This is a genomic window from candidate division KSB1 bacterium, from assembly GCA_034505495.1.
Classification (GTDB): domain Bacteria; phylum Zhuqueibacterota; class Zhuqueibacteria; order Residuimicrobiales; family Krinioviventaceae; genus Fontimicrobium_A.
In genome coordinates this window covers 175,975-189,394 of sequence record JAPDQV010000001.1, presented here as the reverse complement: position 1 = coordinate 189,394, position 13,420 = coordinate 175,975, and the positions used below count along the sequence as shown (strand labels likewise).

18 protein-coding genes are annotated in these 13,420 nt (G+C 53.3%); 5 read left to right on the top strand and 13 right to left on the bottom strand.

All coding sequences use genetic code 11. From position 1 onward, the window contains the following. Positions 1-141: 141 nt before the first annotated feature. From ONB24_00750 to ONB24_00690, 13 genes are all read right to left on the bottom strand, one after another. Entirely contained in the window at positions 142-468 is a 327-nt protein-coding gene (locus ONB24_00750; protein MDZ7314628.1) for an SUF system Fe-S cluster assembly protein, read from the bottom strand. 17 nt (positions 469-485) lie between these two features. Then, on the bottom strand, positions 486-1,769 hold the full coding sequence (gene sufD / locus ONB24_00745) for a Fe-S cluster assembly protein SufD (GenBank protein MDZ7314627.1): 1,284 nt from the start codon (positions 1,767-1,769) through the stop codon (positions 486-488). Beyond that, positions 1,766-2,521: a Fe-S cluster assembly ATPase SufC gene (gene sufC / locus ONB24_00740; GenBank protein MDZ7314626.1), complete on the bottom strand. Its 756-nt coding sequence runs from the start codon at positions 2,519-2,521 to the stop codon at positions 1,766-1,768. Before sufC ends, sufD begins: the two co-directional genes overlap by 4 nt. 54 nt (positions 2,522-2,575) lie before the next feature. Next, positions 2,576-4,018, bottom strand: coding sequence for a Fe-S cluster assembly protein SufB (sufB, locus tag ONB24_00735; protein MDZ7314625.1), 1,443 nt, complete (start codon positions 4,016-4,018; stop codon positions 2,576-2,578). Positions 4,019-4,029: 11 nt separating this feature from the next. Beyond that, on the bottom strand, positions 4,030-4,440 hold the full coding sequence (locus ONB24_00730) for an Rrf2 family transcriptional regulator (GenBank protein MDZ7314624.1): 411 nt from the start codon (positions 4,438-4,440) through the stop codon (positions 4,030-4,032). A gap of 271 nt (positions 4,441-4,711) precedes the next feature. After that, entirely contained in the window at positions 4,712-5,047 is a 336-nt protein-coding gene (locus ONB24_00725) for a hypothetical protein (GenBank protein MDZ7314623.1), read from the bottom strand. A gap of 2 nt (positions 5,048-5,049) precedes the next feature. Further along, positions 5,050-5,511: a PTS sugar transporter subunit IIA gene (locus ONB24_00720; GenBank protein MDZ7314622.1), complete on the bottom strand. Its 462-nt coding sequence runs from the start codon at positions 5,509-5,511 to the stop codon at positions 5,050-5,052. Then, a complete protein-coding gene (locus ONB24_00715) occupies positions 5,512-5,850 on the bottom strand; it encodes a hypothetical protein (GenBank protein MDZ7314621.1) in 339 nt (112 codons plus the stop codon). It lies immediately after the preceding gene. Beyond that, entirely contained in the window at positions 5,796-6,884 is a 1,089-nt protein-coding gene (locus ONB24_00710; GenBank protein MDZ7314620.1) for a mannose-1-phosphate guanylyltransferase, read from the bottom strand. Before ONB24_00710 ends, ONB24_00715 begins: the two co-directional genes overlap by 55 nt. A 200-nt stretch (positions 6,885-7,084) precedes the next feature. Further along, on the bottom strand, positions 7,085-7,411 hold the full coding sequence (trxA, locus tag ONB24_00705) for a thioredoxin (protein ID MDZ7314619.1): 327 nt from the start codon (positions 7,409-7,411) through the stop codon (positions 7,085-7,087). 92 nt (positions 7,412-7,503) lie between these two features. After that, the gene (locus ONB24_00700) at positions 7,504-8,340 is read right to left on the bottom strand and encodes a DUF1848 domain-containing protein (GenBank protein ID MDZ7314618.1); all 837 of its coding nucleotides are present in this window, start codon (positions 8,338-8,340) and stop codon (positions 7,504-7,506) included. Continuing rightward, positions 8,337-9,299 (bottom strand): GNAT family N-acetyltransferase, encoded by a 963-nt coding sequence (locus ONB24_00695; protein MDZ7314617.1) that lies wholly within the window; start codon positions 9,297-9,299, stop codon positions 8,337-8,339. The genes ONB24_00700 and ONB24_00695 overlap by 4 nt, the downstream gene beginning before the upstream one ends. 271 nt (positions 9,300-9,570) lie before the next feature. Next, complete coding sequence (locus ONB24_00690) at positions 9,571-10,194, bottom strand: sigma-70 family RNA polymerase sigma factor (protein MDZ7314616.1); 624 nt, start codon at positions 10,192-10,194, stop codon at positions 9,571-9,573. 65 nt (positions 10,195-10,259) lie between these two features. Between ONB24_00690 and acpS the strand changes: the two genes are divergently transcribed. The 5 genes from acpS to ONB24_00665 are packed head-to-tail and all read left to right on the top strand — an operon-like array spanning position 10,260 to position 13,392. Then, positions 10,260-10,643 carry a holo-ACP synthase gene (gene acpS, locus ONB24_00685; GenBank protein ID MDZ7314615.1) on the top strand — a complete coding sequence of 128 codons (384 nt, stop codon included), beginning with the start codon at positions 10,260-10,262 and terminating at the stop codon, positions 10,641-10,643. Further along, complete coding sequence (locus ONB24_00680) at positions 10,640-12,175, top strand: NAD(P)H-hydrate dehydratase (protein ID MDZ7314614.1); 1,536 nt, start codon at positions 10,640-10,642, stop codon at positions 12,173-12,175. Before acpS ends, ONB24_00680 begins: the two co-directional genes overlap by 4 nt. Continuing rightward, on the top strand, positions 12,172-12,546 hold the full coding sequence (locus tag ONB24_00675) for a VanZ family protein (protein ID MDZ7314613.1): 375 nt from the start codon (positions 12,172-12,174) through the stop codon (positions 12,544-12,546). Before ONB24_00680 ends, ONB24_00675 begins: the two co-directional genes overlap by 4 nt. Next, the gene (locus ONB24_00670) at positions 12,540-13,166 is read left to right on the top strand and encodes a hypothetical protein (protein MDZ7314612.1); all 627 of its coding nucleotides are present in this window, start codon (positions 12,540-12,542) and stop codon (positions 13,164-13,166) included. The genes ONB24_00675 and ONB24_00670 overlap by 7 nt, the downstream gene beginning before the upstream one ends. A gap of 49 nt (positions 13,167-13,215) precedes the next feature. After that, on the top strand, positions 13,216-13,392 hold the full coding sequence (locus ONB24_00665; protein ID MDZ7314611.1) for a hypothetical protein: 177 nt from the start codon (positions 13,216-13,218) through the stop codon (positions 13,390-13,392). The last annotated feature ends 28 nt before the right edge of the window (positions 13,393-13,420 follow it).

Genomic DNA, 13,420 nt, shown 5'->3' with positions numbered 1-13,420 from the left:
GTCGTTACGTACAGAACATAATTGCCGAAGATTGAAAAAACCAGGCAAAAGATTTTAATGTATTATGCCGCTATAAAAACAGAAGGCTGATTGGAAAAAATTTTCCGGCTCGAGCGCTCAAATCGGATGCGCCTGGCTGAATTATGTGAAATAGTTCAATTCCAGCCGCGCCGCTTCGGACATCATACTCGGATTCCACGGCGGTTCCCAAACCACCTCCACATCCACCTCCGTCACCTCGTCGATTTCCTGGATCCGCCGATGGACTTCATCGGGCAGCGTTTCGGCAACCGGACAGGCAGGGGAGGTCAGGGTCATCACCACCTTAACTCGACCTTGCTGATCGACATCTACTTCGTAGACCAAGCCGAGATCGTAAATATTGACCGGTATTTCGGGATCATAGCAGGTGCGCAGCGTCTCGATGACCTCTTCGCGGAGATCGTCGACGGAAAAACTGGGTTCCATTCGGGCTCTCCTTTACTCTAAATCAGTGCCGCCAAGACTTCTCCTGCTTTGACGGCAAAACGTTCTTTGACGGGTTCCGGCATAGATTCGATGACCTCGCCGACAAATGCCTGGGTCAACAGCCGTTTGGCGCTGCTCTGGGCAATGCCGCGGCTTTGCAGATAAAACAGCGCGTCTGCATCCAGTTGTCCCACTGTGCCGCCGTGCGTGCAGCGCACGTCGTCCGCATAGATCTCCAGCTGCGGTTGGGTGTCTATGGTCGCCTCATCCGTCAGCAGCAGATTTTTGTTGGATTGAACGGCGTCGGTCTTTTGCGCCGCCTTGTGTACGTAAATCTTGCCGCAGAAAACGGCGCGCGATCGTTCGGCAAGAATGCCTTTATAAAGCTCACGGCTGCCGGTATGCGGCGCCGCATGCTCGAGGAGCGTATGATTGTCAACCAGCTGTTCGCCGGCCGTAATATAAAGGCCGTTCAGGATGCTTTCGGCCCCTTCGCCTTCAAGCCGAGAGGTGAGATCGTTCCGCACCAGCCGGCCGCCGAGAGTGATCTGATAGGAGGAATAAACCGCGGAGCGCTCCTGGCGTACGGCAGTAAAGCCGGTGTGTAAGGACTGTTGGTTTTCTTCATTGACCCTGATGTGAAAAATCGAGGCGTTCTCGCCCACTATGATTTCGCCGACCGAGTTAGTCCAATGCCTCTGCCTGCCGATGGAGACGTATCTTTCTATCAGCGTTGCCTGCGCCGAGCGACCGACCAAAATGAGCAGGCGGGGAAGCGTCATGATCGGTACATCTTCAGCGATCGTCAAAAACAGCAGCTCGATCGGCTGCTCCAACAAGGCATTATCGGCAATTTCAAGTACGACGACATCCTTCATCAGCGCCGTATTGAGAGCGGCAAATCCGTGCCGACGGCCGTCGCCTGTTGCGGCCAGTTCAGCTTCGAGGCGATTCGGTATGCTGCGCAAAGCCTCTGCGAGCGAAAAGAGGCGAACACCTTCGGGCAAATCTGCCGGAATCTTTGGCGCTCTACCGTTGACCAATACGATTCGCAGCTCGTTACTCGCCTGCAAAAAAGGTAGGTCGGGCAATGCCGTCTCTCCAGCGATAGAGAAACTCGCGGCGCGGAAAGGAGTCGGGTCGGTAAAACGCCACTCTTCGTCTTTGAGAGTTGGAAAACCGTTTTCGAGAAACAGCTCGGCGGCCGCATTAAGCCTGTCTTTGAGCGCCGCCGGAAAAGCGCCGTTTTCTGCCTTATCGATAAGCGGTCGGTACCAGAGGATTTCAGGCTTTTCATTCATACGGCAGCGGCTCCTTCCTTGATCTGATCATAGCCGTAATCTTCTAGATGCAGAGCCAGTTCGCGGTCGCCTGACTTGACGATCCGCCCATCGTACAAAACATGGACGAAATCTGGAATGATATAATTGAGCAGCCTCTGGTAATGCGTCACAACAATGACGGCATTGTCCGGCCGACGCAGACTGTTGACGCCGTTGGCAACGATTTTAAGCGCATCAATGTCCAGACCCGAATCGGTTTCGTCCAGGATGGCCAGCTTGGGCTCTAAAACCGCCATCTGCAGAATTTCATTGCGCTTTTTCTCGCCGCCGGAAAAGCCTTCATTTACCGAGCGCTTGAGGAACTTTTCATCCATCTGCACCAGCTCGAGCTTTTCGCGGATCAGCTTGAGAAATTCCATAGCCCCCACCGGCGGCAATCCGCGATGTTTTCGAATTTCATTGAGGGCCGTGCGCAGAAAATAACTTGTATTCACACCAGGAATCTCGACCGGATATTGAAAGGCAAGGAAAATGCCTTCGCGGGCCCGCTCTTCCGGCGCCAATTCGAGAAGGTTGCGGCCTTCGAACGTGATCGTACCCTCGGTCACTTCGTAGCCATCCCGTCCGGCCAACACTGCCGCCAAAGTGCTTTTTCCCGAACCGTTCGGTCCCATGATCGCGTGCACTTCCCCCGCATTGACCTGCAGATCGATTCCTTTCAAGATTTCATGCCCCTCCACCGAGGCGTGCAGATTTCTTATGGTCAACATCAATCGTTCTCCTTTTTCCATTAGATAACTTGACAGCCGATTCGTTGCGATTTATCAACCGACGCTGCCTTCCAAGCTTACACCAAGCAGCTTTTGCGCCTCAACGGCAAATTCCATGGGCAGCTCGGCAAATACCTGTCTGCAAAAACCGTTGACGATCATCGACACGGCGTTCTCAGTCGAAATACCGCGCTGGTTGAGGTAAAAGATCTGATCCTCGCCGATCTTGGAAGTCGTGGCTTCATGCTCGATCGTTGCCGAGCTGTTCTTGACCTCGATGTAAGGAAAGGTGTGCGCCCCGCATTTGTCGCCGATCAGCAGCGAGTCGCATTGGGAAAAATTACGTGCATTCTGAGCGCTTTTCAGCACCTTTACCTGGCCGCGATAGCTGTTCTGTCCGTGTCCCGCTGAGATGCCCTTGGAAACAATGGTGCTGCGCGTATTTTTACCGATGTGAATCATTTTGGTGCCCGTGTCGGCCTGCTGGTAATGGTTGGTCAGCGCCACCGAATAAAACTCCCCGACCGAATTGTCGCCCATCAAAATGCAGCTGGGATATTTCCAGGTGATGGCTGAACCGGTCTCGACCTGCGTCCAGCTGATTTTGGAATTTACGCCCTTACAGAGACCGCGCTTGGTCACAAAATTATAGATTCCGCCGCGCCCTTCCTTATCGCCCGGATACCAGTTCTGCACCGTCGAATACTTGATTTCCGCGTTGTCCAGGGCGATCAGCTCCACGACTGCCGCATGCAGCTGGTTTTCGTCACGAATCGGCGCAGTGCATCCTTCCAAATAGCTGACGTAAGCGCCATCATCGGCAATGATCAAAGTGCGCTCGAATTGACCGGTGAACTGCGCGTTTATGCGAAAGTAGGTCGAAAGCTCCATGGGACAGCGCACGCCCTTCGGTACGTAGACGAACGAACCGTCACTGAAAACTGCGGAATTCAGCGCGGCAAAAAAATTGTCATTAGGGGGAACCACGCTGCCCAGATAATTGCGCACCAAATCCGGATGCTCCCGCACCGCCTCCGAAAAGGAGCAGAAAATAATGCCAAGCTCAGCCAATTTTTCCTTAAAGGTCGTGGCCACGGAGACGCTGTCGAGCACCGCGTCGACCGCCACACCGGCGAGTTTTTCTTGTTCCGCCAAGGGAATGCCGAGCTTGTTGTACATTTCCAAAATCGCCGGATCGACCTCGTCCAGGCTCTTTGGATTTGCCTTTTTCGGGGCGGCAAAGTAAATGATGTCCTGGTAGTCGATGGGATCATATTTGACATGCGCCCAATGCGGCTCGGTCATCTTTTGCCAAGCATGAAAGGCTTTCAGCCGCCATTCCAGCAGCCAGTCCGGCTCGCCTTTTCGTCTTGAAATGGCGCGAACAATTTCCTCGTTCAAGCCCTTCGGAAAGCTTTCACTCTCGATATCGGCTACAAAACCGTATTTGTATTCCTGCCGGGTAAAATGTTCCAAAAGATCCAAATCGTCGCTCATTTCATCTCCTTTTATGAATTTATGGCGGCGACATCCGCCAGCGTTACGCGCTGCAGATAGGCAGAGACCGCCTGCTGCAGGGGATTGAAACTCTTTTTGACACCGCAATTGACATCTCGGGCGCAGCTTTGCAGCTCATCGATGCATTCGACGATCCGTATGGGGCCCTCGATCGCTTCGACGATCTCGCCGAGCGTAATTTCCTGGGGCTTCCGGTGCAAAATATATCCCCCGTATGCTCCCTGGAGAGAGTCAATCAATCCCTCTTTGGCCAGCTGCTGTAGAATTTTGGCCAACAACGGCTGCGGCACCGACTTGGCCTCGGCAATCTCCTTCACTGTTCCAATGTATCCCTCATTCTGTTCGGCCATATACTGCAGCGCTAAAATGGCATATTCTGTTTTTTTGCTTAATTTGAACATAATTATATCGGACTTTTTTAGTCTTATTTAAACCGTTGTCATAACAGAGAGTCATAGGCGATTATTCCACAGAAAAAAAGATTATTAAAAAATCCGAGTTATTCCAAATATTTCAAGGTTTAGGCGGGAAAGATACGGTTAGAGGGGAAACAATTTTGAGATGAAAATAGCCGTTTAAACGCCCCTGCGGCCAATAGTCAAGGAAAGGGGTGGGTAACTGTTTTTTTATTCGGCGAATTCAAAAATTTCTTGCTGCGCGGAAAAGACGTGTCTAGTCAATCCAATACAGCATGCGTCCGCAGTTTTCGCAAACGAATATCTCGTTGCCTTCACGGCCCTGCGCACCCACTGCCGTGGGTTGACGAAGAAAACAACCGAGGCAGATGTCGTTTTTAACCGGAACAACGGCTCGTTTCAGTTTGCCGCGCAGCCGTTCGTACCGATAGAGCAGGGGTTTGCTGATTTTAGCGGCCAACTCTTGGCGCGCCGCTTTCAGCTCCTCGCACCCGCTGATCGCAAAGCCCAGCTTTTCCACGTCATGAGCCTCATCGATCATCAAATCGAGGTCCTGCAGATGGACGATCATTTCCAGCTCTTTATTTACCATCGTCATTCTCCTTGAAACACCGCCAAGAGGTCTTCAAAATTGGCAACATGCATCAACTGTTCTCTTTTGCTGTCGTCTTTTAATGTTGTGACGAGCGACCCGAGCAGCGGCAGATACTCGTTGCTCTTTTCCTGCGGGTGAGCGATGACCATGAACAGCAGGTGCACCGGTTGTTGGTCGATGGCGTCAAAGGGGATGCCTTTTGAGGATTTGCCGAAGGCGATCATCACGTCGCCCGCAGCGGTGGTTCGGCCGTGCGGAATAGCGACGCCTTTGCCGATACCGGTGCTGCCCAGCTTTTCCCGCTGCTTGAGCATGGCCAAAACCAGCCTTTTATTTTTTACCAGCTTTTCCCGAACGAACAGATTCAGTAGTTCTTCCAAAGCTTCATCTTTGGTGGTCGCTTTCATTTCCGGGATAAAAAGCGACGAGTGAAAATAGTTTGTCAAATTGACCCTGCTCATTTATGGCTCCTTTTCTACGAGGGAAGGTTCATCTACATGTTGTCGAATTGCAGAGATGCGGGATAAAATGGGGGCGGGTAAATCAATGGATGACAGGTCAAGGGCGGCCAACTCCTGCAGCAACGTTTCGATTTTGGCGGCGTCGCTATCCGCCTTTTGCAGAATTACCAGCCGTTTCTCTTCGAGGCGGCAGCCGGCGCTGCGAAAATCACCTTTTTCATAACGGACCTCGATACCCGCCTGTACGGCCGCATGCTCCAGTCGGCTGAGCGCTTCTGTATTGTTTATTCCTTTAAAGAATTGCGGTTCTTTTGCTGATGCAGTTCGTTTGTTACCCATCTTACTTCCTGCGAATGCCGCATCCCGCAGATCAGCAGCGCGTCTGCCTGTTCGATGACAATCAAGTCTTCTACGCCGATGATCGATACGGTGCGGGATTGCACATCAATATACGAGTTTCTCACATCTTTTAAAAGAGGTTTGCCGAAAACCGCATTCGAAGAATCGTCCTTGGGTGAAAGGCGGTAGACTTCCTCCCAACTGCCGAGGTCGTTCCAGAGAAATTCTCCTTTAACCATATAGATGCAATCGGCTTTTTCCATCACCCCGTAGTCGATGGAGCAACCGACGAGCCGATGATACACGGCCGCACATACATTGTCATAGCGACCCTCGTCGATCGACCGGTCGATCTCTCGTAGCCCTTCATAAAGTTCGGGCATCCACTTTTCGATGAGCTGCATCAAACGGTCGACCCGCCAGAGGAAAATACCGCTGTTCCAATAAAATGTGCCGCTCTGCAGAAACAGCTCCGCCGTGGCTTGATCGGGCTTTTCGCGAAACGATGCCGCCTGAAAAACCGATGGTTCTTCGAACATGCGTCCGGCTTCTATGTATCCATAGCCGGTTGCCGGGTAAGTCGGCGGAATGCCGAAAGTGACCGTAGCGGAGGGCTCTTTTTCGATAACGCGCAGTGCTGCGCGTACGGCCTGATAGAACAATTCGGTGCGCTGAATAAGATGATCGGCAGGTGCCGCAAGCATGACCGCATTCGGATCGAGGCGACGCAAATGAACTGCCGCCAGACCGATCGCCGGCGCCGTGTTGCGTCCCACCGGTTCAAAGATGAAATGATCCGCCTGCAGATGCGGAAGCTGCTCTTTGAGCAGAGGCTCCTGTGCTTTCGTGCTGACGACGAAAAGCCGATCGCTCGGCACCAGCCCCAACAACCGAGCCACGGTGTTTTGAATCAACGTTTCGTCGCTGATCATGGCCAGATACTGCTTGGGCTTGTCTTCTCGACTTTTCGGCCAGAAGCGCGTGCCGATGCCGCCGGCGAGAATGACGCCGTAAAGGTGATCACCAACCCCCATTTTCACCTCTGTGCTGTTCCTTCACCATATACGAGACTCAACCATACGGTAATGAGTTTCGACTGTGTTTTGCGTAAATAACTCCAGCATCGAGTTGAAATTCCCGCCGGCAGTACGCACCTTGTGAGGATTATTGCGGTCGGCTGTTTTGCGATTAGAGCGGGCGTCGCGCTTACCTCCCGCCGACGCCCGTCGAGGAATTAACCGATATGCTTGGAAATTTTATTGACCAACTGTGTTTTGGGGAGCGCCCCGATGATGGTTTCCACGACTTGACCGTTCTTGAACAACAAGAGCGTCGGAATGCTGTGAATGCCGTAATCAATGGCCGTTCGGCGATTGTTATCGACATCAAGTTTACCGACCTTGAGCTTGCCGTCGTACTCCGCTGCGATCTCTTCTACCACAGGCGCCACCATGCGGCAGGGGCCGCACCATATCGCCCAGAAATCCACCAAAACCGGAAGCGTCGATTCTATCACTTCACTTTTGAAATTGGCGTCCGTCAATTCGATTGGTTTTGCCATTTTTTCCTCCGTTTTGTATTCACTCAAGAACTTAGAAACTTTGCGCCACTTTTGCAATAAAAAGCTTGGCTTCTCGGGTCGCCCCATCCGATTTACTTTTTGATCTCGACGCGCGGATTGGCGTAACAGTAAAGGCAGCCGTGCGCACAAGGAGTGTACCATCCGATATCCACGCTTTCGGTGCAGCCGCAATCCTGACGCTGACCCTTTGCTTTGCGCGTCGAAGCAGCCAGCCGGCGCGGGTGTAGTTGGGTAAGCAGCTCTCCGTCGATGCAGCGGGAACGCGGCCATCCGGCAACACAGCATCCGTGCAGGGTAATACCCCATCTTTCCGCAACGCTGCACAGCCGTTTTTCTTCCTCCTGCCTCTGCTCGGAAGGCACCTCGACGGCCTCGTAACCGCAACGCTGCAATCGTTTTTTTACTTTGGGATAGAGCTGGACCCAACTCACCGTAATGTCGCATAGACCGCGGCTCGAAGCGATCGGCGCGAGTTCGTCGAAAAAGTCAAGATTGCAAATCGTTCGCCCGGAAGCATCGCGCAGATGAACGATCGGATCAAAACGCAGTCGGATTCGCAAAGGAGATTGAAACCATTCAATGAGACGGTCCAATTCAGCCAGGACGCGATCTGGACGCGGCACATTTGGCTCAACGTCCGTCCCGCCCAGACCGGTAATCGTCAAATGCAGAAAAAGCTGATCGTAACGCTGCAGTTGCCGGCGCAGACGAGAATGATTGATCAGCACAACGGGATTTTTAGTCCACAGTACCACAGTGTGCGTCAGATCGGGCGGAACGCGCTCAGCCAGAATATTGGCCAAGCCGTCGGGATCCCCCGCAATCATATCGATACGTCGACTGGCCGAGATGACCCGACGCGGAAGATCGTCGAACAGTGAAGCGGTGGTTGCCTTCCCTTTGGTCATACCCATCGTTCGATCAAAACTCCTCGATTCGGCTTTTCGTCAAAGCCTTCCAGGACAAGGCGAATGTCGGCGTTTACGACCCGAAATTGACCTTCGAGCAGAATTCGATACAATCTGCCGCTGTGCATTGGCACCCGGATCAACAGGCGGTCGAAACTCTGCTGCTGAGCAAAAGCGAGAAGGTCGCGAACCACAATGCTCAAATAGTTGTCCGGCATTTGCGGATGCGCGGCAAATGCAAAAAGTCGCATAATGCTGTTCTGCTCTTCCGCCAAAGTCGGAAGTGTCTGCAGTGCGGCAAAGGCAATCGGCGTCGAACCGCGGAAAAAGAGCAGAGCGTCGCCGACGCCGTAATGAGCCGCGCTGACGATCAGCGAGGAATAATCGGCATCGCCGTCGCTCCAGAGGATGAGATTGCGAACATGTTTGAGAAATTCGCGGCGATCAGCTTCTGAAAGCTCGGAGTAGATAAAAATTTGATGCGGAGGAGTTCCGCTTGCAGGGGGTTCGGTCTTTACCGGTCGGATCATGTCGATGCACAAGACCGATGGAAGAAAAGAGAGCCTGCCGTAAAAACCGAGATTGCGGTTGCTGCGCGGATTGGTCTCCAGGCCGATGGTGGTGCAGCCGCGCTTCTGCAGATGTGCGATGCACGCAGCAACCAAATGTTTGCCGATGCCCATGAGATGCCGTTCGGGTGCAACGGCCAAGGGACCAAACCAGCCGCGCTTACCCCAAACATGTGTAAACGCCGCCCCTAAAAGCCTGCCGTTTTCAAGATAGACAAAACATCCCTCCGGATTTTGCCCTAAATACATGCGCAAAAATTCACTCCGGCACATGGGCACATCCGTATGGAGATAGCCGTCGTCCGCTCGCCCTTGACTAAAAGCACGCGAGAGCAAAGCGTTAACCTGCAAAAGATCGCCCTCGCGCATTAGCCGAATTCCAGAATTCATTTCTTTTACCACACTATACCGAACCTTTGCGACTTGTCATAAAACGCCGCTGATGGTTCCGGTTCCATATTTTTTTTTGCTGTCCAAAACCGGCCGCTTTTCCCGCCGCGACCCCTACCGTTAATCTTTTATGCAAGTTGTGAAGCCGCGCTCTGCTCAAGGCACCAACGAAAACACAGATTGAAAACAGGGGAATTCCAACCATCTCATAAGGCTTTATGGGCGAGGGAGATAGGCGGAAGGTAAAAGCTGGCGAGAGACTTGGGGCAATTTACCCTGGCCGCAACTGTTCCTTGAGCTTTTTTTTGAGCATTTCGCGGGCGCGAAAAATCCGCACCTTGACTGTCCCGAGCGGCAGAGACAACTCTTCGGCAATCTCTTCATACGATTTGTCCTGGGCATGCCGAAGAAGGATTGCCGTCCGATACTTTTCCGGCAAAGAGTTGATCGCCTCTTCGATATGCATATCGCGCTCGCGCGAAATCAATTCTTTTTCCGGATTTTGCTCGAAATCGGCATAGTCCCGCTGCAGTTCGCCGTCCTTGCCTTGAATCGGGGTATCGAGTGAATAGGTTCTGAGCTTTTTTTTACGGAAATAATCGATGCAGTTGTTCGCGGCAATTTTATAGAGCCAAGTCGAAAAGGCGTATTCCGAGTTGAATGAAGCTAAAGCGCGAAACGCTTTGATAAAAGTGACCTGGGTAAGATCCTGCGCCTGGGCGCCGTCTTTGACCATTTTATAAATAAAGTGATAAATCCGTTCGTGATATTCATTGACGATCTCTTCATAAGCTTTTTGATCGCCTGCCAGCGCCCGATCGATAATCTGCCGAGTTTCTTTTCTGTTGTTTTCCCGCATGAATAAAAAAGTAACATGAAACAGTAAAACAAGCAAGCGAAACTTGTTGCAAAAGACGGAGGCGGATTGTAACTTTTATGAAATAAAAGGCGGAAACGTTTATGACGCAGGGCATCGGCATCGATTTGGTGGAGATTGACCGTATTCGGAAAACCGTGCAACGGTGGGGCGAAAAGTTTCTGCGCAAAGTGCTGACGGCTCCCGAGATTGATTATTGTTGTCGGCCGAGGCTCAAAGTTCACTCCATTGCCGCGCGTTTTGCAGCCAAAGAGGCGCTGTTTAAAAGCCTGCCGGAAGCATTGCAGCAGCAAATCGGTTGGCGCGATGTGCAGGTCATGAACGATGCGAGCGGCAAACCATTCATTCAGCCCGTCGGGCCCAAGAGCATTCTTTTCGCCGGCTTACGCCTGCATTTGAGTATGAGCCATGGACGAGATACGGCCGCGGCCGTCGTGGTTTGCGAAAGCTGCGGAGGTGCCAAGTGAAGGTCGTCGTTACGGCAGCTCAAATGGCCGAGTTGGATCGGTTGACAATCGAACAGTTCGCTCTTTCGGGCATTCTGTTGATGGAAAATGCCGGACGCGGCGTCGTCGACTTGATTTTAGACCGCTTTCGCTTCAGGACGGTTCATATATACTGCGGACCCGGCAACAACGGCGGCGACGGATTTGTCATTGCCCGCTATCTGAAAAATCGTGGTTTCGAGCCTGCCGTCCTGTTGCTCTCAGTAAAAGATAAGCTGACTCCCGACGCCCGATTTCATTTCGAGCGGCTGGTGCAATTCGGCATTACCCCCTGCATCGTGCAGTCGGCCGAAGACCTGCCGAAAGAAAAGCCGGATCTGATCGTCGATGCGCTGCTGGGAACCGGCGTTCGCGGCAGCCTGCGCGGTCTCATTGCCCAGGCCGTCGCGCACCTGCAGGCGCAGGGCGCGCCGATCGTAGCCGTCGACATTCCAACTGGGGTCAATGCCGATTCCGGCGCCGTCGAAGGCATAGCCGTAAAGGCGGATTTGACGGCTACCATGGCGCTAATGAAGCGAGGCCTGCTGTTTTCTCCCGGCAGAGAGCATTGCGGCCGCATCGAAATCGTCGACATCTGTATGCCTCAGGCTTTGATTGCCGCACACGATCCGCGCATATACCGCCTCGAAAAAGAAGACGTGGGAAAACTGCTGCCTCGCCGCGCGCCGAACGCCCATAAAACGCAGTGCGGCCAAGTGCTGGTCATCGCCGGATCGCGCGGTTTTACCGGCGCCGCCTCGTTGACCGCGGAAACAGCACTGCGCGCCGGCGCGGGTCTCGTATACCTGGCAACTCCCAGCGATCTCAACGTCATCTATGAGACCAAGCTCACCGAAGTCATCACCCTGCCCACCGGCGACGTCGGCCGCTTCACCGCCGCCTCGCTGCCCCTTCTTTTGGAACAAGCCGCTACAAAAGATGCCGTGGCCGTAGGACCGGGCATGGGCCGCGATCCCGAGACCCAGGCGCTGATCAAGAGCCTTCTTTTGCAGATCGACAGGCCGTTGGTCCTCGACGCGGACGGGCTGAACGCCTGCGTCGGCCATACGCAGCTGTTTGCGGCGCATCGCCGCGGACTGGTTCTCACTCCGCATGCCGGCGAACTGGCCCGACTTACCGGCCTTTCGGCAGACCAAATAACGGCCGAACCGGTAGAGACCGCAGCCCGATTTGCCAAGGAATGGAAATGCACGCTGGTCCTTAAAGGCGGGCCGACGGTCATTGCCGCGCCGGACGGCAGCGTGTACATCAATTCGACCGGTAACGCCGGTATGGCCACCGCCGGAACCGGCGACGTGCTGACCGGACTGATTGCTTCGTTGCTGGCGCAGGGACTGACGCCCAAAGATGCCGCCGCAGCCGGCGTCTTTATCCACGGCCTGGCGGGAGATTTGGCCGCCGAGAAGCTCGGCCAAGCGGGCATGATCGCCGGCGATCTGCTGAGAAACGTCCCTCAGGCGCTCATGGAAATAGAAAACGCGGCGCCGCTATGAAATGGCAAGGGCCGCTGATCCTGTGGTCTATCCTTTTGTTGTATTTGACCTGGTCTCCAAAAGTTGAGCTGCCCGATCTGGGATTCGATGAGCAGGACAAAGCCGCTCATTTTCTCGCGTTTTTTCTGCTTGCCTGGTTGGCCGCAAGGAACTTTAGCAAATATGAAATAATTGGCCTCCCGCGTGCGGTTAAACGGGCAGCACTTTTTTCGATCTTTTTTGCCCTTATCGATGAAACGGTGCAAATTTGGATTCCAGGCAGATTGTTCGATCCGTTGGATGCTGCAGCCAATTTATTGGGAACCTGTACGGCCCTTTGCGCTTTCAGACGCATGGTAATATTTATGCAAAAGCGCGGATGGCTATGGTAAAGCGTCTTCTTTATGCTGTTTTTTGCCTCGTAGGCAGCGTCTCGGCTCAGTGGTACAAAGAGTTAAAACCTGCCGAACCTCCGCGATTGATCCTTGGCGGAGATTACGGCGCTTTCCGCATCTCCCATAAAGATTTTGAGCAGGTCTACGAAAGCCGATGGGGAGGCGGATTCGGCGGCTTTGCCGCCGTGCGGTTCTACGGAACAGCTTATGCATCGGCCAAGTACGGTTCTTTTTACCGCCGTGCTGACAATCCAACCGCTGCTGAGGGTTTCATGGAATCCTCATGGAAAGAAAAATGGCTGAAAGCAGGCGTGCGCATTCGGAGGCTTCCGGACGGCCGCTGGGGCTCCTACTACGGATTCGGAGCGGCATTCTATTTTATCGACGAAACTGGGAACCGATTTGTCCTGGCAGGCAATTCTTCGGGCGCCGCCGGTAAACAACAGGGTTCCGGTTTTTACATGGAAGCAGCGGTCGAGTATCTTGCGACTTCAAAAGCCGTCATTTACCTCGAGGCTGAAGTCGCCTCAGGAGGAGTTGGCGGCCGAACCGGTTTTGAAGAAAAAAGCATCGGCGGTTGGCGATTCGCCGCAGGTTTATCGGTGTCGCCGTTTTAGGCCGTTCGGCGCTTGTTGATTGCACACCTAATTAAAAGGAGGTTTTCTCATGAAAGAAACCTTTTATGACGTCAAGCTGCGAAAATCGGTGCAGGCCGATGTCGTAGAAAAGGTAACGTACGGTGAACCCGGCAAACAGCGCTATGCCCTCAAGGGAAAAACCAGCGACGGCCGCAGCCTAACGAAATTTGTCAGCAAGGAAACGTGGGACAAAGTCAAGGTTTGATTACCGCTTCGAAACGCGCATCGAAAAG

What these genes read in the sequence shown, in the direction of transcription:
- ONB24_00750 (MDZ7314628.1), bottom strand. Translation starts at nt 468, where the DNA reads ATGGAACCCAGTTTTTCCGTCGACGATCTCCGCGAAGAGGTCATCGAG.
- sufD (MDZ7314627.1), bottom strand. Translation starts at nt 1,769, where the DNA reads ATGAATGAAAAGCCTGAAATCCTCTGGTACCGACCGCTTATCGATAAG.
- sufC (MDZ7314626.1), bottom strand. Translation starts at nt 2,521, where the DNA reads ATGTTGACCATAAGAAATCTGCACGCCTCGGTGGAGGGGCATGAAATC.
- sufB (MDZ7314625.1), bottom strand. Translation starts at nt 4,018, where the DNA reads ATGAGCGACGATTTGGATCTTTTGGAACATTTTACCCGGCAGGAATAC.
- ONB24_00730 (MDZ7314624.1), bottom strand. Translation starts at nt 4,440, where the DNA reads ATGTTCAAATTAAGCAAAAAAACAGAATATGCCATTTTAGCGCTGCAG.
- ONB24_00725 (MDZ7314623.1), bottom strand. Translation starts at nt 5,047, where the DNA reads ATGGTAAATAAAGAGCTGGAAATGATCGTCCATCTGCAGGACCTCGAT.
- ONB24_00720 (MDZ7314622.1), bottom strand. Translation starts at nt 5,511, where the DNA reads ATGAGCAGGGTCAATTTGACAAACTATTTTCACTCGTCGCTTTTTATC.
- ONB24_00715 (MDZ7314621.1), bottom strand. Translation starts at nt 5,850, where the DNA reads ATGGGTAACAAACGAACTGCATCAGCAAAAGAACCGCAATTCTTTAAA.
- ONB24_00710 (MDZ7314620.1), bottom strand. Translation starts at nt 6,884, where the DNA reads ATGGGGGTTGGTGATCACCTTTACGGCGTCATTCTCGCCGGCGGCATC.
- trxA (MDZ7314619.1), bottom strand. Translation starts at nt 7,411, where the DNA reads ATGGCAAAACCAATCGAATTGACGGACGCCAATTTCAAAAGTGAAGTG.
- ONB24_00700 (MDZ7314618.1), bottom strand. Translation starts at nt 8,340, where the DNA reads ATGACCAAAGGGAAGGCAACCACCGCTTCACTGTTCGACGATCTTCCG.
- ONB24_00695 (MDZ7314617.1), bottom strand. Translation starts at nt 9,299, where the DNA reads ATGAATTCTGGAATTCGGCTAATGCGCGAGGGCGATCTTTTGCAGGTT.
- acpS (MDZ7314615.1), top strand. Translation starts at nt 10,260, where the DNA reads ATGACGCAGGGCATCGGCATCGATTTGGTGGAGATTGACCGTATTCGG.
- ONB24_00675 (MDZ7314613.1), top strand. Translation starts at nt 12,172, where the DNA reads ATGAAATGGCAAGGGCCGCTGATCCTGTGGTCTATCCTTTTGTTGTAT.
- ONB24_00670 (MDZ7314612.1), top strand. Translation starts at nt 12,540, where the DNA reads ATGGTAAAGCGTCTTCTTTATGCTGTTTTTTGCCTCGTAGGCAGCGTC.
- ONB24_00665 (MDZ7314611.1), top strand. Translation starts at nt 13,216, where the DNA reads ATGAAAGAAACCTTTTATGACGTCAAGCTGCGAAAATCGGTGCAGGCC.